The 25,402-nt window shown below is 60.5% G+C and carries 24 protein-coding genes; 11 read left to right on the top strand and 13 right to left on the bottom strand.

The window, feature by feature from the left end; all coding sequences use genetic code 11:
* The first annotated feature begins 11 nt into the window (after nucleotides 1–11).
* Genes AACY44_RS23260 through AACY44_RS23250 form a run of 3 tightly spaced genes read left to right on the top strand, consistent with a single transcriptional unit; the run spans nucleotide 12 to nucleotide 2,051 of the window.
* A complete protein-coding gene (locus AACY44_RS23260; RefSeq protein ID WP_339415158.1) occupies nucleotides 12–680 on the top strand; it encodes an amino acid ABC transporter permease in 669 nt (222 codons plus the stop codon).
* Nucleotides 677–1,327 (top strand): amino acid ABC transporter permease, encoded by a 651-nt coding sequence (locus AACY44_RS23255; RefSeq protein WP_339415157.1) that lies wholly within the window; start codon nucleotides 677–679, stop codon nucleotides 1,325–1,327. Before AACY44_RS23260 ends, AACY44_RS23255 begins: the two co-directional genes overlap by 4 nt.
* Nucleotides 1,314–2,051, top strand: a complete 738-nt coding sequence (locus AACY44_RS23250) for an amino acid ABC transporter ATP-binding protein (RefSeq protein WP_339415156.1) — start codon at nucleotides 1,314–1,316, stop codon at nucleotides 2,049–2,051. The genes AACY44_RS23255 and AACY44_RS23250 overlap by 14 nt, the downstream gene beginning before the upstream one ends.
* Here the strand turns inward: AACY44_RS23250 and AACY44_RS23245 are convergent.
* The 4 genes from AACY44_RS23245 to AACY44_RS23230 all read right to left on the bottom strand — a co-directional run bounded on the left by AACY44_RS23245 (nucleotide 2,032) and on the right by AACY44_RS23230 (nucleotide 6,576).
* Nucleotides 2,032–2,580, bottom strand: a complete 549-nt coding sequence (locus AACY44_RS23245; RefSeq protein WP_339415155.1) for a hypothetical protein — start codon at nucleotides 2,578–2,580, stop codon at nucleotides 2,032–2,034. The genes AACY44_RS23250 and AACY44_RS23245 overlap by 20 nt on opposite strands.
* Nucleotides 2,570–5,086, bottom strand: coding sequence for a fimbria/pilus outer membrane usher protein (locus AACY44_RS23240; RefSeq protein WP_339531145.1), 2,517 nt, complete (start codon nucleotides 5,084–5,086; stop codon nucleotides 2,570–2,572). The genes AACY44_RS23245 and AACY44_RS23240 overlap by 11 nt, the downstream gene beginning before the upstream one ends.
* 7 nt (nucleotides 5,087–5,093) lie before the next feature.
* Nucleotides 5,094–5,786 (bottom strand): fimbria/pilus chaperone family protein, encoded by a 693-nt coding sequence (locus tag AACY44_RS23235; protein WP_339415450.1) that lies wholly within the window; start codon nucleotides 5,784–5,786, stop codon nucleotides 5,094–5,096.
* A gap of 139 nt (nucleotides 5,787–5,925) precedes the next feature.
* Complete coding sequence (locus AACY44_RS23230; RefSeq protein ID WP_339415153.1) at nucleotides 5,926–6,576, bottom strand: DUF1120 domain-containing protein; 651 nt, start codon at nucleotides 6,574–6,576, stop codon at nucleotides 5,926–5,928.
* A gap of 474 nt (nucleotides 6,577–7,050) precedes the next feature.
* On the opposite strand from AACY44_RS23230, the gene ppx reads away from it, so the two are divergent.
* Nucleotides 7,051–8,553 carry an exopolyphosphatase gene (gene ppx / locus AACY44_RS23225; protein WP_339415152.1) on the top strand — a complete coding sequence of 501 codons (1,503 nt, stop codon included), beginning with the start codon at nucleotides 7,051–7,053 and terminating at the stop codon, nucleotides 8,551–8,553.
* A gap of 137 nt (nucleotides 8,554–8,690) precedes the next feature.
* Here the strand turns inward: ppx and ppk1 are convergent, their stop codons facing one another.
* Nucleotides 8,691–10,913 (bottom strand): polyphosphate kinase 1, encoded by a 2,223-nt coding sequence (gene ppk1, locus AACY44_RS23220; RefSeq protein ID WP_339427619.1) that lies wholly within the window; start codon nucleotides 10,911–10,913, stop codon nucleotides 8,691–8,693.
* 18 nt (nucleotides 10,914–10,931) lie between these two features.
* Nucleotides 10,932–11,945 (bottom strand): porphobilinogen synthase, encoded by a 1,014-nt coding sequence (hemB, locus tag AACY44_RS23215; protein ID WP_339427618.1) that lies wholly within the window; start codon nucleotides 11,943–11,945, stop codon nucleotides 10,932–10,934.
* A gap of 206 nt (nucleotides 11,946–12,151) precedes the next feature.
* Between hemB and AACY44_RS23210 the strand changes: the two genes are divergently transcribed.
* Nucleotides 12,152–12,787: a DedA family protein gene (locus AACY44_RS23210; protein WP_339427617.1), complete on the top strand. Its 636-nt coding sequence runs from the start codon at nucleotides 12,152–12,154 to the stop codon at nucleotides 12,785–12,787.
* Here AACY44_RS23210 and AACY44_RS23205 read toward each other — a convergent pair.
* Entirely contained in the window at nucleotides 12,768–14,003 is a 1,236-nt protein-coding gene (locus AACY44_RS23205) for a sterol desaturase family protein (protein ID WP_339531143.1), read from the bottom strand. The genes AACY44_RS23210 and AACY44_RS23205 overlap by 20 nt on opposite strands.
* A 115-nt stretch (nucleotides 14,004–14,118) precedes the next feature.
* On the opposite strand from AACY44_RS23205, the gene elbB reads away from it, so the two are divergent.
* A complete protein-coding gene (gene elbB, locus AACY44_RS23200; RefSeq protein WP_339531141.1) occupies nucleotides 14,119–14,784 on the top strand; it encodes an isoprenoid biosynthesis glyoxalase ElbB in 666 nt (221 codons plus the stop codon).
* A 54-nt stretch (nucleotides 14,785–14,838) separates the two neighbouring features.
* Here elbB and AACY44_RS23195 read toward each other — a convergent pair whose 3' ends face one another.
* Together AACY44_RS23195 and AACY44_RS23190 are read right to left on the bottom strand one after the other, a co-directional pair.
* A complete protein-coding gene (locus tag AACY44_RS23195) occupies nucleotides 14,839–15,294 on the bottom strand; it encodes a YaiI/YqxD family protein (RefSeq protein WP_339415146.1) in 456 nt (151 codons plus the stop codon).
* A 1-nt stretch (nucleotide 15,295) separates the two neighbouring features.
* The gene (locus AACY44_RS23190) at nucleotides 15,296–17,191 is read right to left on the bottom strand and encodes an FTR1 family protein (protein ID WP_339496771.1); all 1,896 of its coding nucleotides are present in this window, start codon (nucleotides 17,189–17,191) and stop codon (nucleotides 15,296–15,298) included.
* A gap of 269 nt (nucleotides 17,192–17,460) precedes the next feature.
* Between AACY44_RS23190 and AACY44_RS23185 the strand changes: the two genes are divergently transcribed.
* Genes AACY44_RS23185 through AACY44_RS23170 form a run of 4 tightly spaced genes read left to right on the top strand, consistent with a single transcriptional unit; the run spans nucleotide 17,461 to nucleotide 20,604 of the window.
* Nucleotides 17,461–18,855 (top strand): COG3014 family protein, encoded by a 1,395-nt coding sequence (locus AACY44_RS23185; protein ID WP_339415144.1) that lies wholly within the window; start codon nucleotides 17,461–17,463, stop codon nucleotides 18,853–18,855.
* Nucleotides 18,856–18,865: 10 nt separating this feature from the next.
* Complete coding sequence (locus AACY44_RS23180; protein ID WP_339415143.1) at nucleotides 18,866–19,237, top strand: YcfL family protein; 372 nt, start codon at nucleotides 18,866–18,868, stop codon at nucleotides 19,235–19,237.
* Between the two features lie 35 nt (nucleotides 19,238–19,272).
* A complete protein-coding gene (lpoB, locus tag AACY44_RS23175) occupies nucleotides 19,273–19,860 on the top strand; it encodes a penicillin-binding protein activator LpoB (RefSeq protein WP_049710984.1) in 588 nt (195 codons plus the stop codon).
* A 3-nt stretch (nucleotides 19,861–19,863) separates the two neighbouring features.
* Nucleotides 19,864–20,604: a penicillin-binding protein activator LpoB gene (locus AACY44_RS23170; protein ID WP_339415141.1), complete on the top strand. Its 741-nt coding sequence runs from the start codon at nucleotides 19,864–19,866 to the stop codon at nucleotides 20,602–20,604.
* An 88-nt stretch (nucleotides 20,605–20,692) separates the two neighbouring features.
* Here the strand turns inward: AACY44_RS23170 and AACY44_RS23165 are convergent, their stop codons facing one another.
* The 3 genes from AACY44_RS23165 to AACY44_RS23155 form a co-directional block, all read right to left on the bottom strand.
* Nucleotides 20,693–21,325 carry a LysE family transporter gene (locus AACY44_RS23165; RefSeq protein ID WP_339415140.1) on the bottom strand — a complete coding sequence of 211 codons (633 nt, stop codon included), beginning with the start codon at nucleotides 21,323–21,325 and terminating at the stop codon, nucleotides 20,693–20,695.
* A gap of 88 nt (nucleotides 21,326–21,413) precedes the next feature.
* Complete coding sequence (locus tag AACY44_RS23160) at nucleotides 21,414–21,986, bottom strand: mechanosensitive ion channel family protein (RefSeq protein ID WP_339415139.1); 573 nt, start codon at nucleotides 21,984–21,986, stop codon at nucleotides 21,414–21,416.
* Nucleotides 21,986–23,896, bottom strand: a complete 1,911-nt coding sequence (locus AACY44_RS23155) for an ATP-binding cassette domain-containing protein (protein ID WP_339456523.1) — start codon at nucleotides 23,894–23,896, stop codon at nucleotides 21,986–21,988. Before AACY44_RS23155 ends, AACY44_RS23160 begins: the two co-directional genes overlap by 1 nt.
* 50 nt (nucleotides 23,897–23,946) lie before the next feature.
* On the opposite strand from AACY44_RS23155, the gene AACY44_RS23150 reads away from it, so the two are divergent.
* Nucleotides 23,947–24,414: a TIGR02444 family protein gene (locus AACY44_RS23150; protein WP_339415137.1), complete on the top strand. Its 468-nt coding sequence runs from the start codon at nucleotides 23,947–23,949 to the stop codon at nucleotides 24,412–24,414.
* On the opposite strand, the gene AACY44_RS23145 is transcribed toward AACY44_RS23150, so the two are convergent.
* Nucleotides 24,411–25,349 carry an AlgP family protein gene (locus AACY44_RS23145; protein ID WP_339531138.1) on the bottom strand — a complete coding sequence of 313 codons (939 nt, stop codon included), beginning with the start codon at nucleotides 25,347–25,349 and terminating at the stop codon, nucleotides 24,411–24,413. The genes AACY44_RS23150 and AACY44_RS23145 overlap by 4 nt on opposite strands.
* Nucleotides 25,350–25,402 lie beyond the last annotated feature (53 nt).

The raw sequence follows: 25,402 nt of genomic DNA, 5'->3' as shown, positions 1-25,402 counted from the left end.
GGAGCTGATTCATGGCCTATCAATTCGACTTTGTGCCGGTGCTGGCCAATACCGACCTGCTGTTGCGCGGCGCGCTGTTCACCCTTGAACTGACAGCCATTGGCGCGATTCTCGGCGTAGCGTTAGGCACCGTCGGCGCGGTGGTGCGGGCCTGGAAGATCCAGCCGTTTGCGTGGTTCTTCGGTGTGTACGTCGAGTTGATCCGCAACACACCATTCCTGGTGCAGTTGTTCTTCATCTTCTTCGGCCTGCCGTCCCTGGGACTGAAGATCACCGAGTGGCAAGCCGCCGTGCTGGCGATGGTGATCAACCTGGGCGCCTACTCCACGGAAATCATCCGCGCTGGCATCCAGGCGATTCCACGCGGGCAGCTGGAAGCTGCCGCAGCGCTGGCGATGACGCGCTTCGAAGCGTTCCGCCACGTGGTGCTGCTGCCGGCGCTGGGCAAGGTGTGGCCGGCCCTGAGCAGCCAGATCATCATCGTGATGCTCGGTTCGGCAGTCTGCTCGCAGATCGCCACTGAAGAGCTGAGCTTCGCCGCCAACTTTATCCAGTCGCGCAATTTCCGCGCTTTTGAAACCTATGCCCTGACCACCTTGGTGTACCTGTGCATGGCGTTGATGATTCGCCAGTTGCTCAACTGGATCGGCCGCAGGTGGGTGATGAGGAACAGCCGATGAGTGATTTCTCTTTCTGGGACATCGTGCGCAACCTGCTCACGGGCCTGCAATGGACGCTGTTGCTGTCGCTGGTGGCGTTTGTGGGTGGCGGCGTGATCGGTTTGCTGGTGATGACGATGCGCATCAGCAGTAAGGCGCTCCCGCGCAACGTTGCGCGTACCTATATCGAACTGTTCCAGGGCACGCCGCTGCTGATGCAGCTGTTCCTGGTGTTTTTCGGCGTTGCCCTGCTGGGTGTGGATATCTCGCCCTGGCTCGCGGCGGCAATCGCCCTGACCTTGTTTACCAGCGCCTACCTGGCTGAAATCTGGCGCGGCTGCGTCGATTCCATCGCCCACGGGCAGTGGGAAGCGTCGGCCAGCCTGGCGCTCAACCCGCTTGAGCAGCTGCGCTACGTAATCCTGCCCCAGGCCCTGCGCATTGCCGTGGCGCCCACCGTGGGCTTCTCAGTGCAGGTGGTCAAAGGCACCGCCGTGACCTCGATCATCGGCTTTACCGAACTGACCAAGACCGGCGGCATGCTCGCCAATGCCACGTTCGAGCCCTTCATGGTCTACGGCCTGGTGGCGCTTGGTTACTTTCTGCTCTGCTACCCCCTATCCCTCAGTGCGCGCTACCTGGAAAGGAGACTGCATGCCTCTGCTTAGAATTTCCGCCCTGCATAAGTTTTACGGCGATCACCACGTACTCAAGGGCATCGACCTGACCGTTGAAGAAGGCCAGGTGGTGGCGATCATCGGTCGCAGCGGCTCGGGTAAATCCACACTATTGCGCACCCTCAACGGCCTGGAATCGATCAACGACGGCGTGATCGAAGTCGACGGCGAATACCTCGACGCCGCCCGCGCTGACCTACGCAGCCTGCGGCAGAAAGTCGGCATGGTGTTTCAGCAGTTCAACCTGTTCCCGCACCTGACCGTCGGCGAAAACGTGATGCTCGCGCCGCAAGTCGTCCAAAAAGTACCCAAGGCCAAGGCTGCGCTGCTGGCCAAGCAAATGCTGGAGCGCGTCGGGCTGGGGGAGAAATTCGACGCCTTCCCCGATCGCTTGTCCGGCGGCCAGCAGCAACGCGTGGCGATTGCCCGCGCACTGGCGATGTCGCCCAAGGTGCTGCTGTGCGATGAAATCACCTCGGCCCTCGACCCGGAACTGGTCAATGAAGTGCTCAGCGTGGTGCGCCAACTGGCCAAGGACGGCATGACCCTGATCATGGTGACTCACGAGATGCGCTTTGCCCGCGAAGTCGGCGACAAGCTGGTGTTCATGCACCAGGGCAAGGTGCATGAAGTCGGCGACCCCAAACACTTGTTCGCGCACCCGAAAACCGCCGAACTGGCCAACTTCATCGGCTCTACGGAGCAGCCGGACTGACCAGCTCGAATTGGCCGTGGCCCTCCAGTTGCATCTCCCGGCGTACCGCGAGGGCATCAGCCGGCAGTTGAACCTCAATCTCCACCTGGGCCGTCAACCGGCGGCCCGTCACCGCCACACCGGCAGCATTGGCAAACAACGTGCGACCGGGTAGCAGCCGCCCGCTGGCGGTTTCATCGGGTTGCCACGACACCGGGCTGCCGTCGACCTGCGCCTGCCTCAGGCTCAAAGTGAAACGCCCTTGCCGGCCAAACTGATAGCTTTGGGCATCAGCGGGTGCACCGCTGAAGCGCAGGCTCATCCCCGTGGGAGTCGCGCAGAGCACGCTCAGGTGCAGCGTACGTTGCGTATCCAGCATCAATGTCGCCCTGCCAGACGACGCTTGCGAAGGACGCATCACCCCGTAGTCGATCCGAGGCTCGCTCAAGGTCATCCGGCAGTCGTCAGCACGCGCAGGGCTGCCCATCAGGGCGACCAACAACAGGCACAGGCGGGCAACAGGCGGGCCACTCATCGGCTTAGCGAGCATGGCATACCTCCGATGCGGTTTCGAAAAGTTGGTCATCGCCAGACTCTTGCTCAGGGTTGACTTGCAGCACACAGGACGCCGAGTCCGGCAATGAAACCCTCAGCGTTTGCGGCCCATCGATGTTATTGAGAAAAATCATGCCGTCACCCACCACACTGGTCATAAAGTTGTTGTCCTCGCCGAACACCGCGGCCCCTTGAGGCAAGGGCAGGCCCTGTTCATCCAGGGCTTCAAGCAACAGACGACGGACTTTCACCACATCAAAGTTGAGGATATTGACTGAGCCACGACCAGCAGCGAGCACCTTGGTCCCGTTCTTCAAGTCGACGCGCTTGGGCAGCGACTGGGTCTGTACTTGCACATGGTTATTGCCGTAGGCCTGCAGCCCGGGGATCACCGCCTGGCCGCTGAAATCCGTCCATACCGGCCCTTGGGCCGTGGAGACCTTGGCCGTAGCAATATCGCCCACCGAGACGATGCCAAACGTGTCCTGCACTGCATACGGCGAGAACGTCACGCCGTGTTCATGGGCGACAATGCCGCCTTGCAGTTGCCCGGAATAACTGGTGCTCGACGGATCACGGCTGGCACCCAAGCTCACGCGGGTATAAAGCGGCAGTACGTCCACACGGCCGCGCACGCTCTGCTCACGCTCGCTCACGTCTCGATCAACACCGACCTCGTAGTTCACATAGTCGTTGACCCGCTCGCTGAGAGCAGTGCCAGCATCCAGTCGGTCGCCTCGACGACTGACGTAAGAACTGACTCGGCGATCACCGCCCAGGGGCACGGTCACCTGCAGCCGGAGGGAGGTGTCTTCGTCCAGCCGTCCGTCGCGTCGGCCACCCGCCACCGAGTCACGCCGTTGAGGCCTGGCCCCACCGACCTGAGCGTCGGCGATCAGCGCCACACCCACACCGTTAAACGTATTGTTCCATGAGGCAAAGAGGTGATCGGCGGACTGCCCGTCAAACTGCGTGCTACGCGTGAAACTGATGGAAAAACCACCCACAAACGGGTCCGCCCAGCTCAACCCTGCCGTGTACTGGCGCTTGAAACGCGCATCGAAGTCGTACCCACGCGACGCCTGGCCTGCGTCCAGCACCTCCCGGTAGCCTCGGCTTTGCGTAGAGGCGCTCAGGTTCATGTCGAGGTTGGCGAACAACGGGCTGCCCACAGAGAGTGTGCTGCGTGCGCCCCCTACGCCATCTTGGCCATCACGGGACAGGTTGTGGCGCATGCCCACCGTCATTTGACGGAAAAACACACTGCTCAGTGAGCCGCCTGCCGACTGATACTCGTCGGTACTCAGCAAACCGAAACCCAGTGACGAGTTCTGGCCCAGGCCCCAGGTGCCGCTGCCCATGGCAACAACGGGCGCTTCCCGGCTGTCGAAGGACGTGTCACGCACCTTGCCGACGGAAAAGTAATACCCCGGCGCAACCGGAGCCCCACCTCGAAAGGACGCGGCGGGTACGACAAAACTGCGCTTTGCGCCCCGCACGTCAATCACGCTCACATCGAGGTCGCTGGTGCTGTTGAGCAACGGTAATCCAGTGAGCCTGAACGGCCCCTCCGGCACCAGCGTGGTATGGATCAATGCACCCGACTGACGCACCTCGACCCGTGACTGGCTTTGGGCCAGCCCTTCAACCACTACCTCGCTGCTGCCCCCACCCGCGCGTTGTTGACCATCCGGAAAAAACTGCAAGCCAGCCAGTTGCACCCCGCCAAATATCGGGTTGTTGCTGGAAATCTGTCCGGCCTGGAAAGTCGACTGCAACGCCGCGATATCACGCTGGGCGTAGGCGTCCACCTGCTCGGTTCGCGTCTGGCCATTGTCAGAGATAAAAAACTGGCGGCTGCGAACAATCCAGTTACCCAGGTTGAACCCTGCCTCGGTATAGGCCGACACAAAGCGACTTGGCCCACTTCGCGAACGGGTATCGAAACCCAACACGTCATAGTTGAAGATGGCTGCCGCGCCGCCCTGAGAAAAATTCCCGGCTTCCCACTCTGGCGCGCGCAGGGACTGGGTCGGCACTACCAGGGTGACCTCATCGCTGCTCGGGCGCAGCCGTACCATGGTCGCCGGGTATTCCCCAACGAAATCATGGCAGGCCTGGTCAGGGCTGATGCCTTCGCGTAGCACACGGGAGGGTTTGACCAGACCCGCCTTCGCCAGTAACGCCTCGGTGAAGCACAACTGGCCCTGGTAATCGAACCGCGCGTCTACCAACCCCAGCGGGGCGCCATTGACCCGCAGCCCGACCACATGCACACCTTCACGAAAGCGCGCCGCGCTGCGAAAGTATTCGGACACCTGCGGGTCGATCCCAAGGGTTGTCAACGCGGCCAGGTCAAAACCTTCTCCGAGCGCCACGGCTGCGCTGGAGCCTGGCAACCCCCACAGCGTCGCGAGCCCCAGCAAGACCCTGGAACGCGCCTGTAATAACTTGCCAGACGCGCTTTTGGCAGAGCGACCTGAGTGCCTGATCTTTTTCATAGGCTCGTCAGTCCACATCTGCCGTAACGGGTGCGCGGTAGCTGTCCACCGTAAACCCGTAGACCGTGGCCGGTTGAATCTCCACCGCGACCACTCCCGCCACTGAGTTGTCTGTCGCTAGCGTGAGCACTTCACCCGGCAGAATGTAGGTACGCGGTAACTTTCCCAGACGCGCCAGCGGATGCAGTTGGACTTCCAGTGCCATCCGCACAACGTAAGCGCTGTTGTTATAAGCCTTTATCTGGTCACCTTCGCGCTTCCAGGTGAGCAACTGCCATGGCGCATCGTGCTTGGGCAAGCCTTTGGGATGCAGGATCAACGGCAGGTTCTGGCGCAGGGTGATACCAATGGTCGCACCGCCGGGCGCGCGAGCCTGGGGGATACCTTCAAAGGAGACTCGCTTCAGGCGTTGGGTCTTGAGCGGTGCCTTCGTGGTCATGATGAAGCGTACAAGTTGAGTGTCGCCCGCCTCGACCCGAGTAATGGGCGGCGTAACAATCAATAAGGATTCCAAATCTTCAGGTATGTTTTGTATGACCGAATGCAGTAACGCCGCACCAGGGTCAGTGTTTGTTATATTAAGTGTCGCCTCACCGTCCTCTTCATTCAAAATCACAACTGTTGTCTCGGGTTGCATCCCGTCAGCTACGGCCATACCACACAAGCAAAGGCACACGCTTATATACCGTAGAAACGCCATCACTATTATTGAAAGAGCCTTCACTGAGTTCCCTCACCGCCATAAAGCCAATAATTAACGAACACCCACGCAAAAACAGCCGACACTTAACAGAGACGCATCACTGCCTGTGCGTTAATGTCGGCCGCTAATAACGTATTTAGATGTAACTCAATTCCAGAGTGGCGCGGCCGTCCAGCGTCGTATCACGGGTCAGGTCCAGATCTTGCGTGCGGTTGATAACGGCTTTCACAGCCAGAGTGCCCGTAAGTTGGGTGATGGATGCGGGTTGCAGGCTGGAGCCGTTGCCCCACGAATATTGACTCGGCCTTTGCGCGACTTTGCCGTCACTGCGCTGCCAGGAACCTGTGGTGCCAACACGCACGAGAGGGTTCAGGGGCCCGGTGGACGAGCTCAGATTCGTCAGCCTCACGGAGTAGCCACCCGTACGCTTGCCGTTGGCAAGGCCAAGCCCGAAGTTCTGCGCCTCGGTGAACCCGGAACCGAGAATCCCGGTCACCTTGCTGCCCGATTGCAGGTCAGTCAGCGTCAGGCCGAATTGGGCTGGCGCCTTGCCGCAACTGACGGACAACCTGACAGGTTTTTCTGTTAGCGGATTGAAGTTAGTGGCGGACAGACTGCCGGAGGGAATTATTCCGTAATCCACGATGCCTCCACCGGCGAGGCTGAGGTTGCAAGCCAACGGCTTGATCGTCCCTCGTACAATCAGTTCAGCAGCCGTTGTTGCATGAGCGCCGATACTCGCGACCAGACACAGAGTACCTACTGTCAAACCAAGCATTTTTTTCATGTTTAACCTGTCATCTATAGTGGGCAGGTGCGTTTACGATGGCCGGGTATCCTTTACCCATCTTTTCTTCATCCTGAACATAGGACCATACATAAATAACACCACGGCAAAATTGCCGAGTGACAGTCTGTCGCTTTGCCACCCGAATAAAGAATGAGAGAACACGCCACTCTTCGTGGGAGGCGTAAATAGAGAAAGTGGGCCAGAATTCATCGTCGAGTAGGCTTAAGTACAAAACCAATTAGTGATTACCCGACTTAGTGTAGGCAAAATCGTAAACAGCCTGAAAACAACAAGCGCTTAATTACGCCTACAAAGATGAAACATCATTCGCTACGGGCTTAGAAAACCGTCCTACATTCCCCACAAGAATTCCTTACACACAGCCGAAGAAAAATTACCGAAGCAGTACGCGTTGGCACCAAAGGTCGATCGTGGCACGATGGCTGGGTTATCGACCGAGACCCCCTAACCATGCCGCAATCCAAAGCCAAGAATCTGTCCCTGATCGCCGCCATCGACCTGGGCTCCAACAGCTTTCACATGGTCGTGGCCAAGGCCCAGAACGGCGAAATCCGCATCCTTGAGCGGCTCGGCGAAAAAGTGCAACTGGCTGCCGGAATCGACGATGAGCGCCAACTCAACGAAGAATCCATGCAGCGCGGGCTCGATTGCCTCAAGCGATTTGCCCAGTTGATCAACGGCATGCCCCTGGGCGCCGTGCGAATCGTCGGCACCAACGCCCTGCGCGAAGCCCGCAACCGTGGCGAATTCATCCGCCGCGCCGAGGAGATCCTTGGGCATCCCGTTGAAGTCATCTCTGGCCGTGAAGAAGCGCGCCTGATCTACCTCGGCGTGTCCCACACCCTGGCTGATACGCCCGGCAAACGCCTGGTCGCCGACATCGGCGGGGGCAGTACCGAATTCATCATTGGCCAGCGCTTCGAACCGCTACTGCGCGAAAGCCTGCAGATGGGCTGCGTCAGCTTTACCCAACGCTATTTCAAGGATGGCAAGATCACCCCGGCGCGCTACGCCCAGGCCTACACGGCGGCGCGACTGGAGATCATGAGCATCGAGCACGCCCTGCACCGCCTGACGTGGGATGAAGCCATCGGCTCGTCCGGCACTATCCGCGCCATCGGCCTGGCCCTGAAAGCCGGCGGCCATGGCACCGGTGAAGTGAATGCCGAAGGCCTGGCGTGGCTAAAACGCAAACTGTTCAAGCTGGGGGACGCCGAGAAAATCGACTTCGACGGCATCAAGCCGGATCGTCGTACCATCTTCCCGGCCGGCCTGGCGATTCTTGAAGCGATCTTCGACGCCCTCGAGTTGCAACGCATGGACCACTGCGACGGCGCCCTGCGCGAAGGTGTGCTCTACGACCTGCTGGGCCGCCACCACCACGAGGACGTGCGGGAGCGCACGCTCAGTTCGTTGATGGAGCGTTACCACGTCGACTTGGAACAAGCAGCCCGGGTGGAGCGTAAAGCCCTGCACGCCTTCGACCAGGTCGCCGAGGATTGGGACCTGGAAGACGGCGTATGGCGCGAGTTGTTGGGCTGGGCGGCCAAGGTGCATGAGGTGGGCCTGGATATCGCCCACTACCATTACCACAAGCACGGTGCCTATCTGATTGAGCACTCGGACCTTGCCGGCTTCTCCCGGGAAGACCAGCAAATGCTGGCGCTGTTGGTGCGTGGCCACCGCCGTAACATCCCTAAAGACAAATTCGCAGAGTTCGGCGACGAAGGCATCAAGCTGATTCGCCTGTGCGTGCTGCTGCGCTTTGCAATCCTGTTCCACCATATCCGTGGCACCCAGGAAATGCCCCAGGTGACCCTGCGCGCCGACGGCGACAGCCTGGACGTAGTGTTCCCGAAAGGTTGGCTGGATGAGAATCAGCTGACCCAGGCGGATTTCGCCCAGGAAGCGGAGTGGCTGACGCGGGTGGGGTTCAGCCTGAACATGCGCTGAGCCGGTCCAAAGAACACTGCAAAAACAAATGTGGGAGCAGACTTGCTCGCGAATGCGGAGTGTCAGTCACTAGATGTACTGACTGATCTACCGCATTCGCGAACAAGCCCGCTCCCACATTAGGTTTGTGTCGGCTGTTAGTTAACCGTCAGGATCGGGCTACCCAAGCGCTCCAGCAACGTCGCCTGCGCACTGCGCGGGTTCTGGTTGCCGGTCGGCGTGTTGCGAATATAGCGGCCGTCCGACTGCAGGCTCCAGCTGTGGGTGTTGTCGGTGAGGTAGCTTTCCAGCTCCTTCTTGACCCGCATGATCAACTTCTTGCCTTCCACCGGGAAGCATGTTTCCACACGCTTATCAAGGTTGCGCTCCATCCAGTCGGCACTGGAGAGGAACATCTGCTCTTCGCCACCGTTGAGGAAGTAGAAAACCCGCGTGTGCTCCAGGAAGCGGCCGATGATCGAGCGCACATGGATGTTGTGCGAAACCCCGACAATGCCCGGACGCAGGCAGCACATGCCGCGCACCACCAGATCGATGCGCACGCCGGACTGGCTGGCCTTGTACAGCGCGCGAATGATCTTCGGATCGGTCAACGAGTTGAACTTGGCAATGATGTGCGCCGGTTTGCCGTCGAGGGCGAACTGGGTTTCGCGGGCAATCATGTCGAGCATGCCCTTCTTCAGGGTGAACGGCGCGTGCAGCAGCTTCTTCATGCGCAAGGTCTTGCCCATGCCGATCAACTGGCTGAACAACTTGCCGACGTCTTCACACAAGGCATCGTCGGACGTCAGCAGGCTGTAGTCGGTGTAGAGCTTGGCGTTACCGGCGTGGTAGTTACCAGTGCCCAAGTGCGCGTAGCGCACGATCTCACCGGCTTCGCGGCGCAGGATCAGCATCATCTTGGCGTGGGTCTTGAAGCCGACCACACCGTAGATCACCACCGCGCCGGCCGCTTGCAGGCGGCTGGCCAACTGCAGGTTGGACTCTTCGTCGAACCGCGCACGCAACTCGATCACCGCCGTGACTTCCTTGCCGTTACGCGCGGCGTCGACCAGGGCGTCGACGATTTCCGAGTTGGCGCCGGAACGGTACAGGGTCTGGCGCACGGCCAACACGTGTGGGTCCTTGGCGGCTTGTCGCAGCAAGTCGACCACTGGCGTGAAGGATTCGAACGGATGCAGCAGCAGGATGTCCTGCTTGCTCACCACACTGAAGATATTCTCGCTGTTTTGCAGCAATTTCGGGATCTGCGGGGTGAACGGGGTGTATTGCAGTTCCGGATGGCTGTCCAGGCCGGTAATGCTGAACAGGCGCGTCAAGTTCACCGGGCCGTTGACCTGGTACAACTCGGATTCGGCCAGGTTGAACTGTTTCAGCAGGTAGTCCGACAGGTGTTTAGGGCAGGTGTCGGCCACTTCCAGGCGCACCGCATCGCCGTAGCGCCGCGAGAACAGCTCGCCGCGCAGAGCACGGGCCAAGTCTTCGACGTCTTCGGAGTCCAGCGCCAGGTCGGCGTTACGGGTCAGGCGGAATTGGTAGCAGCCCTTCACCTTCATGCCCTGGAACAGATCATCGGCGTGCGCATGGATCATCGACGACAGGAATACATAGTTATCGCCAGCGCCCCCCACCTCTTCCGGTACCTTAATGATCCGTGGCAACAGACGCGGTGCCGGGATGATCGCAAGGCCTGAGTCACGGCCGAAGGCGTCGATACCTTCCAGCTCGACAATAAAATTGAGGCTCTTGTTCACCAGCAACGGGAACGGGTGCGTCGGGTCGAGGCCAATGGGGGTGATGATCGGCGAAATCTCGTCACGGAAGTAACGGCGCACCCAGGTCTTGATCTTGGTGGTCCAGTGACGACGACGGATGAAGCGGACCTGATGTTTTTCCAGTTCCGGCAACAGGATGTCGTTGAGGATCGCGTATTGGCGGTCCACATGGCCGTGTACCAGTTCGCTGATGCGCGCCAGCGCCTGATGCGGCTGCAGGCCGTCGGCGCCGGCTTGTTCGCGGGCAAAGGTGATTTGTTTCTTGAGGCCGGCGACGCGGATCTCGAAGAACTCGTCCAGGTTGCTGGAGAAGATCAGCAGGAACTTCAGCCGCTCCAGCAGCGGATAGGACTCATCCAGCGCCTGTTCCAGTACGCGGATGTTGAATTGCAGTTGTGACAGCTCGCGGTGGATGTACAGGCTGCTGTCATCCAGGTTGGTCACAGCGACCACTGGGGCCGGCGCAGGTGGCTCGGCCACCACGACAGGCACGGCGGGCTGGTGCTCCGGCGGCGTTGCGGTGACTTGTTCAACCGCCGGGTGAGTGTCTTTTACGGCAACTTCTGTGAGTCCTTCGGTATTCATCGAGTGTTCCTGTGAGGGCTATTGTTGCTCTCTAAGCAATTGGGCGGCGCGGGCGGCGAAGTAGGTCAGAATGCCATCAGCCCCGGCGCGTTTAAAGGCTGTGAGGGATTCAAGGATCACCCCTTCACTCAGCCATCCATTCTGTATTGCTGCCATGTGCATGGCGTATTCGCCACTGACCTGATACACAAAGGTCGGCACCTTGAATTCTTCTTTGACCCGATAAAGGATGTCCAAGTAGGGCATCCCCGGCTTGACCATCACCATGTCAGCGCCTTCGGCCAAGTCGGCCGCCACTTCGTGCAGGGCTTCATGGCTGTTGGCCGGGTCCATCTGGTACGAAGCCTTGTTGGCCTTGCCCAGGTTAAGCGCCGAGCCCACCGCATCGCGGAACGGGCCGTAATAGGCGCTGGCGTACTTGGCCGAATAGGCCATGATCCGCACGTTGACGTGACCGGCCAGCTCCAGGGATTCACGGATCGCCTGGATCCGGCCGTCCATCATGTCCGACGGTGCAACCACCTGGGCACCGGCTGCTGCATGGGACAGGGCTTGCTTGACCAGGGCATCCACGGTGATGTCGTTTTCAACATAGCCGTCCCGGTCAAGAATGCCATCCTGACCGTGGGTGGTGAACGGGTCCAACGCCACGTCAGTGATCACCCCCAGCTCCGGGAAACGCTCGCGCAGGGCGCGCGTGGCGCGCTGGGCGATTCCTTGCGGGTTCCAGGCTTCGGCAGCGTCCAGCGACTTGAGTTCAGACGGCGTGACCGGGAACAGCGCCAGCGCTGGAATCCCCAACTCGACCCAGCCCGCGGCTTCTTCAAGCAGCAGATCAATGCTCAGGCGTTCGACACCTGGCATCGAAGCCACCGCTTCCCGCCGATTTTCACCGTCCAGCACAAACACCGGCAGGATCAGATCGTCGGTCGTCAGTACGTTTTCACGCACCAGACGACGAGAAAAATCATCACGACGATTGCGACGCAGACGGGTGGCGGGAAACAGGCGATTGGCAGGGTTAAAGCTCACGACAGACTCCTGAGCCCGGTTCACGGGCGAGCGTTGCAGTTATAAGCGGCCATTATGACGAAGGCATGACAGTTGTGCTTAAGGATGCGACCTGTAGTCGCATTCGCCATTTACATAGGAAATGTTCACTTCGCGACACATCTCGATACTTTCATGAATCTTCGTGAAGGCGTAGGCTGCGCGTTCATTTCGCCAGCACCCAGACCATGCTTCAACAATTTCTGCATGACTTCGGCTACTTTGCCCTCTTCCTAGGCACCTTCTTTGAAGGCGAGACCATTCTTGTTCTCGCAGGCTTCCTGGCGTTCCGTGGGTACATGGATATCAACCTGGTGGTGGTGGTTGCCTTTTTCGGTAGCTACGCCGGTGATCAGCTTTGGTATTACATGGGCCGCAAGCACGGCCGCAAGCTGTTGGCGCGCAAGCCGCGCTGGCAATTGATGGGCGACAAAGCCCTGGAACATATCCGCAAGCACCCGGATATCTGGGTATTGAGCTTTCGCTTCGTCTACGGGCTACGCACGGTCATGCCAGTGGCGATCGGTCTTTCCGGCTACTCACCGCTGCGTTACCTGATCCTTAACGGTATTGGTGCCGCGATCTGGGCGGCCGCGTTGGGCGCAGCGGCCTATCACTTCGGCGCGGTGCTGGAAGGCATGCTCGGTAGCGTGAAGAAATATGAGTTATGGGTATTGGGCGCGTTGCTGCTGCTAGGCGTTGGCCTCTGGCTGCGCCGCCGCTTCAAGAACGCCCGTATCGCTCGTCAGGCCTGTGCCGATGAAAAGGCCCGGCTTGCCGCCGAGCAAGCACGGGTTGAAACGCCTAAGACACCCGTCGAGTAAACCGGCTTGTGCAGCAGTAGAGGCCAATCACGCTGAGCAGGCTGTAACTGAGCAGGCCCAGCCAGCCCAGGTTGCTGACCGGCCACAGACCGACCAACGGTGCCAGCCATACCAGCGGCACATTCAGCACCAGCCGTGAAAGCTCGGCGCTGAACGCCCACGGGCGGTTCTCCAAAGCCACACCCAATGTAAACAGCCCCAACGCCATGGCACTCCAGCCCAGGATCAGCGCCGCCGTGGGCAAGCCTTCGCCGACATTCATCAAATAGCTACCAAAGCCGACATACGCCGCGAACTGCAGGGCGATGTAGACCTGTTGGCGCACATCCAGCGCTACCTCGAATTTGCGGAACTGGCTCAAATCATGTTTCGCCAGCGGGTACTTGGCCTTCACGTCCGCCGGGCGCCAGCCGGTGCGCATGAACCAGATGCGCAGCTTGTCCCACCGGTTTTCTGTGCGCCGCGCATCACTCCACAGCTGTGCATAAAACTGCAGGTTGGCCCACAGCGGGTTCCAGCTGGCCAACGGCGTGGTCACGCCGAAAATGACCGGCTCGTTGTCGTCTTCTTCCTGGAAGGAGCCGAACAGGCGGTCCCAAATAATGAACACCCCGCCGTAGTTGCGATCCATGTAGAGAGCGTTCTGTGCATGGTGGGCCCGATGATTGGATGGCGTGACGAAAAACCATTCGAACCAGCCGAGTTTGGGCACATGCCGGGTGTGCACCCAGAATTGATACAGCAAGTTGACGGACGCCACGCTGATAAACACCACCAACGGCACACCGAGTGCGGCCAGCGGCAGGTAGAAGATCCAGCTCAGCAGGAAACCGGTGCTGGTCTGGCGCAGGGCAGTGCTGAGGTTGTAGTCCTCGCTCTGATGATGCACCGAGTGCGCGGCCCACAAGATGTTGCGTTCGTGCCCCATGCGATGCAGCCAGTAGTAGCAGAAGTCGTAGAACACAAAGGCGAACACCCAGGTCCAGACGCTTTGGGCCGACAGCTCGACCACCGCGAGGTGCTTGAGGGCGAACGCATAGGTCAACAGCCCCACGCCCTTGCTCAGCAGCCCCGTGGTGGTAGACAGCACACCGGTGCTAAGGCTGTTGATGGCGTCCGCCACCCGGTAGTTACGCTGGCCGCGCCAATGATCTGCGAGCAGCTCCACCACAATCAGGGCGATGAAAAACGGTACCGCGTAAGGCACGAAGTCCATGGTCTGGTCCGGTTTATTTTTGTTACATCAGATTAGGTGCAGCGGCTCGAGATCCCATTGGCAACAGATGACAAATTAGTAGACATTTAACGCCAAGAACCCAGGAGAAATGCCCATGAGCAAAAAGATAGCAGTGATCCTTTCCGGCTGTGGCGTGTACGACGGCGCAGAGATCCAAGAAAGCGTGATCACGCTGCTGCGCCTGGACCAGCGCGGCGCTCTGGTCCAATGCTTCGCCCCAGACATCGCGCAACTGCACGTGATCAACCACCTCACCGGCGAAGCGATGCCCGAGTCACGCAATGTGCTGGTGGAGTCGGCGCGGATCGCCCGGGGTGACGTGAAAGACATCCGCGAAGCCAATGCCGAAGGCTTCGATGCGCTGATCGTGCCCGGCGGGTTTGGTGCGGCGAAGAACCTGTCGAACTTTGCCGTGGAAGGCGCCGGCTGCAGCGTCAACCCGCAGGTTCTGGAGCTGGCCGAGGCTTTTGCCGAAGCGGGCAAGCCCGTCGGGTTGATCTGCATTTCACCGGCCCTGGCGGCGAAAATCTACGGTCCTGGCGTGACCTGCACCATTGGCAACTGTGCCGACACCGCCGCCGCACTGGACAAGATGGGCGCCACCCACCAGGAGTGCGCGGTGGAAGATATCGTCGAAGACCAGGCGCGCAAACTGGTGAGTACCCCGGCCTATATGCTCGGCAAGAACATCAGCGAGGTCGCTTCGGGGATCAACAAGCTGGTGGATCGGTTGCTGGAGCTCACACACGAAAACGACTGATCAGCTTGCCAAACACTGGGTGTAGTGAGCGGGCTTGCCCGCTCCCTACACAGATCAGGCTTGGCGCATCAACCGGGTGAGGATTCGGTCAAGGGCATTGGCAAACGCCTGCTTGTCCTTCTCGCCATGGGGCGGTGGACCGCCGCCCATCTGGCCCTGCTCGCGCAGATCGGTGAACAGGTTGCGCACTGCCAGGCGCTCACTCATGTTGGCCGGGCTGAACTCCTTGCCCCGTGGATCGAGGGCCGTGACACCCTTTTTCACCAAACGGTCAGCCAGCGGCACATCGCTGCAGATCACCAGTTCACCACGCTCTGCGTGCTCTACCAGGTAGTCATCCGCCGCATCCGGGCCACTGGGCACCACAATCAGCTTCACGCAGGCAAAGCTCGGCTTGATCTGGCTCTGACCGGCCACCAGCACCACTTCGAACTGGCGCTTGAGGGCGAACTTCACCACTTGGTCCTTGGCCGCCCGAGGACAGGCGTCGGCATCAATCCACACGCGCATCTTATGCCGCCACCCGGCGCTTCTCCGCCATCCGACTGCGGCCATACAGCACCACAATCGCCAGGATCGCTACTGCCTGCGCACTCAGCGAGTAGGCATCGGCGTGAATCCCCAGCCAATCAAAGTCAAAGAATGCCACCGGCCGCGTGCCGAAGATCCCGGCTTCCTGCAACGCCTTCACGCCGTGCCCCGCAAACACCACCGACAGTGCACACAGCAGCGCGGCGTTGATTCCGAAGAACAACGCCAACGGCAGCTTCGCCGAACCCCGCAGGATTACCCACGCCAGGCCCACCAACAGCACCAACGCCGTGGCGCCACCCGCCAGCACAGCGTTGTGCCCGGCCGGACCGGCTTGCAGCCACAGGGTTTCGTAGAACAGGATCACCTCGAACAGCTCGCGGTACACCGAGAAGAACGCCAGCATCGCAAAGCCAAAACGCCCGCCACCGCCCACCAGGCTGCTCTTGATGTAATCCTGCCAGGCCGCAGCGTGGCGACGGTCATGCATCCACACGCCGAGCCACAGCACCATCACGCTGGCGAACAGCGCCGTGCAGCCCTCAAGCAGCTCGCGCTGGGCGCCGCTCACGTCAATCACATACGCGGCCAACGCCCAGGTCGCCAAACCCGCCAACAGCGCCAGGCCCCAGCCGACGTTGACGCTGCGCACCGCCGACTGCTGGCCAGTGTTGCGCAAGAACGCGAGGATCGCGGCCAGCACCAGGATCGCTTCCAGGCCTTCACGCAGCAGGATCAACAAACCGGAGATGTAGCTCAACGACCAGCTCAGGCCGTCGCTGCCCAGCAAGCCGGCGGACTCGGCGAGTTTGCCTTTGGCCACGTCCAGACGCTGTTGAACCTGCTCGACCGGCAAACCGTCCTGCAACGACTGCCGGTAGGCCATCAGCGCCTTCTCGGTGTCTTTGCGCACGTTGGCGTCGACGTTGTCCAGGGAGCTTTCCACCAGCTCGAAGCCTTCCAGGTACGCGGCCACCGACAGGTCGTAGGCCTGTTCGTGATCACCGCTGCGGAACGCGGCCAGGCTCTTGTCCAGGGTCGTAGCGGTGTATTCGAGCAGCTGCGCAGGGCCACGCTTGACCTGCGGCGGTTGCGCACGCTGGGCGCGGAACGTCGCGGCGGCAGCCGGGCCGTTAGCGGCCAGCACTTCATTGGGCGTCTGGCGAGCCAGGTCGGCGAGGTTAAACGGTTGCTCACTTTTGGCGGCGGCCGGGTCGGCGGTGAAGCCGGCGATGTAAGTGGCCAGGTCCCAGCGTTGGCGATCGTCCAGTTGGTCGGCAAAGGACGGCATATCGGTACCTTCGACACCCAGGCCCAGCGTGTTGTAGATCGCGTAGAGACTCAGGCGATCCAGACGCACAGCGTCCCGCAGATTAGCGGGCGGCGGCGTCATACCCACACTGGCCGGCCCATCACCGGAGCCCGCTGTGCCGTGGCACACCGAGCAATGTTGGGCGTAGAGCGGCGCGCCACGGGTTGGATCAGGCGTGATCGCCGGGGCCTGACTGACTTCATAGGCCACGGCCAGTTGAGCCCCCAATTGCCGGGCTTGGCGTGCGACTGTCGCGCCGTCCTGATGAGCGGTTATAGCCGCTAACAGTTCATCAACACCGTTGACCAACGCCGCGCGTTCCTGGCGCTGTGGCAACTCTGCCACCAGCCCCTGCAACACCCCGAGAAACTCCAGCTGTTCGCGGTATTCGGACTCATCGATAACCTTGCCCGCCTCCACCGTCGGAGGATAGTCAGCACCAATGTAGTCCAGCAAATGCAGAGCTTGTGGGGCGCCCTCGGCAGTCGCGGCCAACAGGTTGAAGCTGCACGACATCAACGCCGGCAATATCAGCCAGGCGAGAAAACGGAAGGGGGCAGTCATGAACGAATCTCAAATGGAAATACGAAGTAACACATTGTTAAGACTTTACGGGTTTGACTCAAGCCGTAAGTGATTTGTCGTTTGTGGGGGCGGAGCGTTTTAAATGCGGGAGGGTGGCACTCCAGTCGATTTCATCTGAGCAAATAGCCATTGTTTTGCCAGTAATGGTGCCTATAATGCCGCGCCCTGTTAGTGCGAAAGGGAATTTCGTTCCTCGTTTTTATGAGGAATTACCACATCGGTTGATACTTTTCAGGGAAGAAGTTTGCATGGCATTTCGCGCCTTACCTTCGCTCGCGCTTGCGGCGGTTACCTTGCTGTCCGGCTGTTCGATGTTCCGCAATTACGACACCGAACTGCAAGCCACCAACCAGCAATTGGCCACCGGCAATGTCGACGCCGCGCTGACGCTGCTGGAAAAGAACAACACCGGCGACGACAAGGACCTGCTCTATTTCTTCGAGAAGGGCGAGTTGCTGCGGGCTAAAGGCGACATGACTGGCAGCCAGACAGCCTGGCGCAGTGCCGACCTGCAAGTCGCCAAGTGGGAGGACTCGGTCAAGTTCGACAGCGCCAGGTACCTCGCCCAGTTCGGCAGTTTCGTTGCCAACGACAAAGTGCGGCGCTACGAAGGCTATGACTACGAAAAGGTCATGCTGACCACGCAGATGGCCCTGAACCTCCTGGCCCTGAACGACTTCGACGGCGCGCGCACTCAAATCAAGAAGACCCATGAACGCGAAGCGGTGATTGCCGACCTGAGGGACAAGGAATACCTCAAGCGCGAGAACGAAGCCGAGCGTGAAGGCGTGACCACCCGGATGAAAGACCTGCGCGGCTACCCGGTGGAAGCACTGGATGCGCCGGAAGTGGTCGGCCTGAAAAACAGCTACCAGAGTGCGTTCAGCCATTACCTGGCCGGTTTCGTCTACGAAGCCTTGGGCGAAAAAGACCTGGCGGCCCCCGGCTACCGCAAGGCCGCCGAGTTGCGCCCCAATACCCCGTTGCTGGAACAGGCCCTGCTGAACCTGGATAAATCCAAGGTCGGCGCCAATGAAACCGACGTGCTGATCGTGGTGCAGAGCGGCCTGGCACCGGCCCGCGATTCGATTCGCCTGCCGCTGCCGATTCCCATCAATGGCAACCTGGTGATCACACCGCTGTCATTCCCGGTGATCAAGGCGGATACGTCCACCGCGACCTTCGCCCAGATCGGCGTCGACGGCCAGCAGCAGAACCTCACTGCACTCAACAGCACCACGGCCATGTCCCGCCGCGCACTGCGCGATGACATGCCAGGGATCATCCTGCGCACCACCGTGCGCGCGGTCACCCGTGGCGTGGCGCAGAACAACCTGAACAAGACCAACCCTATGGCGGGCCTGGTGCTGGGTATCGCCTCGGCCGTCACCGAAGGCGCCGACACCCGCACCTGGCGCACACTGCCGGACCTGACCCAGGTGACCCGCCTGCGCCTCAAGCACGGCGAACACCAGATCAGCCTGCCCAATGCCCTGGGCGGCACGCTGGTGACGGTAAAGGCTGATCAGCGCTATCAGGTGATCACCCTGCGCGTGGTTGGTAACCAAGTGTTCGCGGGCGGCCTGGCCGCCCATGTGGTGCCGAACACGGCCACTCAAGCCATCGCCCTCAAACAACCTTAAGGAGCACGCTATGCGTCATTTCATCCCTGGCGCCCTGGCGCTGGTCCTGCTTGCAGGCTGTGCCACCCCACCGCCGCCGGAGCCCGGCAGCGCCGCGAGCAAAATCGTAGTAATGGGCAAATTCAAGGGCGTCGCGGTCGGTGCCATTCGTGTTGCCCGCGAGAACGGCTTTCTCACCGCCAAGGTGCAGTTGAGCAACATCACCAGCAGCAATCAGATGATGTATTACCGCTTTGCCTGGCTGGGCGCCGATGGCTTCCCGGTGGGCGATGAAGAAACCTGGAAGGTGCTGAACCTGTACGCCAACCAGGCGACCTTCCTGCCAGCGATTGCCAACTTGCCCCAGGCGGCAGACTTCCGTCTTGAAGTGAAAACGCCTTGAGCCGTTCACCCTTTTTGCTACTGAGAGATTTCCCCATGTTTGCACGCTTCTCGATCCTCGCCGTAGTTGCCGTATTGGCCAGCGGCTGCTCTAACACTTCGCCGGTACTGGGCGGTAAAAACATCAGCTACGGCGATACCAAGGCCGTAGAACTGGTGACCAACGAGTTCGGCTCCACCGACCTGCAGATGATCGCCGAAAGCATGACCCGCTCCCTGGCCCAGTCCGGCATCCTGCAAGGCCGCCCGGTGGTGCAGGTGTATGACGTGAAAAACAAGACCAGCGAATACATCGATACCCGCGAGATCACCACGTCGATCAAGACCCAGTTGATGAAGACCGGCACCGCGCGTTTTGCCAGCGACAACACCGATATGCAAAGCCAGGTTGACCAGCTCAAGCTGCAGAACCAGAGCGGCCTGTACAAGAAGTCCACCGTCAGCAAGACCGGCAACATGGTCGCCGCCAAGTACCGCCTGGAAGGCTCCATCAGCTCCATCGTCAAGCGCAGCTCGGACTACAAGGACGTGTTCTACAAGTTCAGCCTGCAACTGATCGACGTCGAGAGCGGCCTGGCCGAATGGATGGACGAAAAAGAAATCCGCAAGACCACGGAGCGCTAAGCAATGCGTGCATGGATCGGCATGATCGGCCTGCTGTGCGCCTTCGGCGCCTCGGCCGCCCCGAAGATCGCGGTGACTGACCTGGCCTACGAGGCGCGGGTCGAGGAATACATTCACCAAGTGTCGGCGAGCAATAACTTCCAGGCCAGCGCTTACCACGCCAGCGGCGCATCGAATTACAGCGAGTACGAAAGCCGTACCAGCTACATCGAACAGAGCGAGCTGCGTAAATTCAGCGGTGACATCAAGGGCGAGATCCTCAAGTCCCGCCAGTTCCAACTGGTGCAGGGCACGCCCTACACCGCCGATGCCAAGGGTGACGTCTACGACGTGATCAAGCGCATCAAGGCCGGCCACTTCAAGGGGGCTGACTATGTGCTGTTCGGTACGCTCTCAGACATCGACTTCACCCAGGACATCAACGCCCTGGACCACACCAACAGCTACTCGGCGGTATTGGGCCTGACGCTGGTGGCGGACTTCAGCCTGATCAACACCCGCACCTACGAGATCACCTCGGCGTTCACCGCCATGGGTGAAGGCCAGGACACCAAGCTGGTGAGCAGCCGCGATGTGCGTGTGAGCCTGAATCGGCCGCGGGTGGTGAAAGAAGTCTCGAAAGCGCTGGGTGAGGATGTAGCGCGGCAGTTGGCGGAGCAATTGGGTGGCGGGTATCAAGACCCGAGCCAACCGCCGTTGCGCAACAACCTGCCAAGGGATGAAGCGCCGAAGATCCTGCGCTGAGCCTAAAACTCACTGTCAACACAAAACCAATGTGGGAGCAGGCCCGCTCCCACATTTTTTGATTCGGTTTCTTCAGTTGGCGTGCGGTTTATGCCGTTGCGCGATGCAGGCTGGCGAGAAAGCCCGCCGCCCCCACAAACAACCCAGCAAACGTACGGTTCATACGCTTCTGCTGCTTAGGCGTGCGCAACAAACGCAACACTTTCGACGCCAGCCCCGTATACCCCGCCATCACCACCATATCGACGCAAATCATCGTCGCACCCAGGATCAGGTACTGGATCAGCAACGGCGCTTGCGGGTTCACAAACTGCGGCAGCACCGCCAGCATGAACACCAGGGCCTTAGGGTTGCTGGCATTGACCAGAAAGCCTCGGAACATCATCGCCATCGGCTTGCCGATCGGGCGCACGGCCGCGTCGTCGGTCATGTCCATAGGCAACGCGCGCCATTGCTTGATGGCCAGGTACACCAGGTACGCCACACCAAACCATTTGATCGCATAAAACGCCGTGGACGACGTCGCCAGGATGGCTCCCAGGCCGCAGGCGACGACCGCAATCTGCATCGCCAGGCCTAGCTGCAGGCCAATGGCATTCCAATAACCGCGCAGGAAACCGTATCGCAGGCCGCTGGACATCGAGGCAATGGCGCCGGCGCCAGGGGAAAGGGAGATGATCCAACTGGCCAGGAGAAAGGCCAGCCACGTATCGAGTGCCATTACACACCTCAGGGGGGAGTTAGCGGTTTTCCCTTAAGCTAACTCCGCCGACCAACGGATAGCTATAGATTTTTACAAGATGTGAATGCTAGCGATCGCCCGGAAACACGTGGGTACCTGGCCAACGTCGCACCGCGCGTTGGAAGAACAGGCTGTTGGGCACCTGCACCATTGCGCTGTCGGTGCCGGCTTCCGCCACTTCAACCAGTGTGGTGTAGAGCAGATTGATCGCCACGACCCGGCCCTTCACGCCCGGTTTATCGACGGTATCCACCAGCTCGACGATATCACCCAGGCGAAACGGCCCGACGGTGAAGATCAGAATGGCGCACAGCAGGTTGGACAGCACCGACCACATGGCAAAGAACGCCACGGCGGCGACCGCGACGAACCCGGAAAGCGCCGTCCACAACACGGTCGCGGAGACACCCAGGCGGCCCAGCACAAAGATCAGCGCACTGCCCATGATCAACCAGCGCAAGCCACCGCGCAGCGGCATCAGCAGTTGCGGGGGGAATGGGTAGCGCTCACCCAGGCGAGTCAGGCCTTTGGCTACAAAACGCTGGGCCAGGTAGCCGGCCAGCAGAATCAGCAGGATTTGCACGCCGATCCACACGGGCTCGACCCATTGCGCCGGTAACGGCAGATGCAACGCTTCCATCAGGACAGCGCCTCCAGCTCCGCTTGCAGGGTTTCCAGCAGCTCGAGAGCTTCCATCCAGGTTTCCTCCAACTGCCCTTCGCGCACCTTGAGTTTGGCCTGTTCAGCCAGCAGGTCACGCAGCTCGTCCTTGCGGGCTGCCTCGTAAACGGCGCTGTCGCCCAGGCTGGTTTCGATCTTGGCCAGGCGCTCGTGCACCTTGCCCAGCTCGGCTTCCAGCTTGTCGGCTTCACGTTTGTGCGGCGCCAACTGCTGACGCAGTGCAGCGGCGGCCTGACGCTGGGCTTTCTTGTCGGTCTTGTCCGGGTTGACTGGCGTATTGCTGACCGGCGCGTTGCGCAGGCGGTAATCCGTCAGCCAGCGCGCGTAATCATCCAGGTCGCCGTCAAACTCTTCGACTTTGCCATCGGCCACCAGCAGGAAGTTGTCAGTGGTGCTCTTGAGCAAGTGGCGATCGTGAGACACCACCAGTACCGCACCGCTGAACTCTTGCAAGGCCATGGTCAGCGCCAGGCGCATTTCCAGGTCCAAGTGGTTGGTCGGTTCGTCGAGCAGCAGCAGGTTCGGACGATCCCAGGCGATCAACGCCAGGGCCAGTCGGGCTTTTTCGCCACCGGAAAAATTCAGCACCGGCTCGTCGATGCGCGCCCCCCGGAAGTCGAAACCACCCAGGAAGTCGCGCAGGGTCTGTTCCCGCTCGATCGGCGCCAGGCGCTGCAAGTGCAGCAACGGGCTGGCTTTGGAGTCGAGGGAATCCAGCTGATGCTGGGCGAAGTAGCCCACCACCGTGTTCTCGCCACGGGTCAAACGACCGGCCAAGGGCTCAAGCTCACCCGACAGGTTTTTGATCAGCGTCGACTTGCCCGCGCCGTTAGGACCGAGCAAGCCGATGCGTGCACCTGGCGTAAGCTGCAGCTTCACTTTTTCCAGGATGGTTTTGTCGCCATAACCCAGGCAAGCATCCGAAAGGTCCAGCAACGGGCTGGATATCTTCACCGACTCGCGAAACACAAAGTCGAACGGCGAATCGACATGGGCCGCCGATAGCTCTTCCATGCGCTCCAGGGCCTTGATCCGGCTCTGGGCCTGGCGGGCCTTGGTGGCCTGGGCCTTGAACCGGGCGATGTAGCTTTCCATGTGCGCACGCTGCGCCTGCTGCTTCTCGAACGCCTGTTGTTGCTGGGCCAGGCGTTCGGCGCGCGCGCGCTCGAATGCGGTATAGCCGCCACGGTACAGGGTGATTTTCTTCTGTTCGACGTGGGCGATGTTGTCGACCACGGCGTCGAGGAAATCGCGGTCGTGGGAAATCAGCAGCAATGTGCCCTGGTAATTCTTGAGGAAGTCTTCCAGCCACAGGATCGCATCGAGGTCCAAGTGGTTGGTCGGTTCATCGAGCAGCAACAGGTCCGAGGGGCACATCAGCGCTTGGGCCAGGTTCAGGCGCATGCGCCAGCCACCGGAGAAGTCGGCGACCGGGCGGTCCATCTGCTCGTTGGTGAAGCCAAGGCCGGCGAGCATTTTGCGGGCGCGGGCGTCGGCGGTGTAGCCGTCGGCACTGTCGAGTTCCGAGTGCAGGCGCGCCTGGGCGGCGCCGTCCTGGGCTTTCTCGGCCTCGGCGAGGTCGTGTTGCACCTGGCGCAAGCGCAGGTCGCCATCGAGCACGTAGTCGATTGCGATGCGGTCCAGGGTGTCGATCTCCTGGCGCATGTGGGCGATACGCCAGTCGGCCGGCAACAAGCAGTCCCCGGAATCCGGGGTCAGCTCGCCCAGCAACAGGGCGAACAACGTGGATTTGCCGGCGCCATTGGCACCGATCAAGCCGGCTTTGTGACCGGCGTGCAGGGTCAGCTCGGCGTCTTCGAGAAGACGTTGCGGGCCACGCTGTAATGTTAGGCTTTGAAGTCGGATCATAATGGCGGCGGAGTCTACCAGCTTCGTTGCCCGCTGGCTTGGGTGTGAATATGTGCGCTGACCTATGGAACTTTGCCCTCACGACTTACGCCCGCCCGGGCGTCGAAGCCGGTTGCCTGCGTTTACAGGCGCAAGGTGCGGATGTGTGCCTATTGCTCTGTGGCGCGTGGCTGGAACAGCGCGCTGTGGCCGTGACGGCCGAGCGCATTCAGGCGCTGAAACAGATCGCCGAGCCTTGGCAGGCGCACGTGGTTAAGCCGTTACGACGGGTGCGCATGCAATGGCGTGCGATGGCGCAGCAGGACGAGGATTTGGCGGGGTTACGCGAACGGGTCAAAGCCCTGGAGCTTGAGGCCGAACGACAATTGCTCGCGCGCTTGGAAACACGGGCGCGAATGTGGCCGACGGGTGAGGCGATGGGTCATCAACAGTGGCTGGAAGGACTGGCGGCTGAGGATGCCGCCAACCTTGACCACGACGCGCTGCAGCAGCTGCGCGTCGTGGTCACCAGCACTTAGGAGGCGCTGGTTGGGGTGGTGCTTGGCGCTACCGGGGCAGGCGTGTTGCTGGCCGGTGCAGCTGGAGCGTTCGACGCTGCCGGGGCAGCAGCAGGTGTTGCTGGCTTGGCCGGTGCTGGTTTTGCGGCAGCTGGTTTGGCAACGGCTGGCTTGGCAGCAGGTTTGGCAGTTGGCTTAGCGGCTGGTTTTGCAGCTGCAGGTTTGGCGGCTGGCTTCGCGGCTGGTTTTGCGGCAGCGGTTTTAGCAGCTGGCTTGGCGGCCGGTTTTGCAGCAGCAGTTTTGGCAGCTGGCTTGGCGGCCGGTTTTGCAGCAGCGGTTTTAGCAGCTGGCTTCGCGGCGGGCTTTGCAGCAGCGGTTTTAGCAGCTGGCTTCGCGGCTGGCTTTGCAGCAGCAGTTTTAGCCGCTGGCTTGGCGGCCGGTTTAGCAGCGGCGGTTTTGGTAGCTGGCTTCGCGGCTGCTTTAGCAGGCGCCTTGGCGGCAGCAGCTTTGCTTGCAGGCTTCTTCGCCGCGCTTACTGCAACAGCTTTTGCAGGCGTACGAGCGCCCAGCGCCTTAGCTACAGCGTCCTTCACACGACCAATGCCCTGGGCCAGCTTCAGGCTTTCCTGGGCATCTTTTTTGAGTTGGGAAATGTAGGTGCGGGTTTCAGCTTGGCGATCCTTGAGGGCGTCGAGCAGGTCCTCAAGTTCTTTGACAGCGTCTTTGGCTTTGGCTTGAGCCTTGGCCTTGCCGGCAGTGGCAGCATCTTGCAGTTTGGTGCGGGATTTGTGCAGCTTTTCTTGCGCTTTACCGCGTTGTTTTTCCAGCTTGGCGAGCAGTTTTTCTGCATCGGCCAAGGCTTGGGAACAAGCGCTTTCCAGATGTTCGAGCAAACTGCCCGAGAGTTGTTGGAGTAAATGCAACGGGGTATTAACAGGCTTCTGTTTGGCCGACATGGTTTACCTCCTGGCTGACTTGGGTGCGGCTCATACTAGCCCTCTGCTCTTAC

Origin of the sequence: Pseudomonas sp. RA_15y_Pfl1_P11, from assembly GCF_963970975.1 — a bacterium.
GTDB lineage: Bacteria > Pseudomonadota > Gammaproteobacteria > Pseudomonadales > Pseudomonadaceae > Aquipseudomonas > Aquipseudomonas tritici.
Note: the sequence above shows the minus strand (reverse complement) of the source record. Positions and strands in the feature narration are given on the sequence as shown.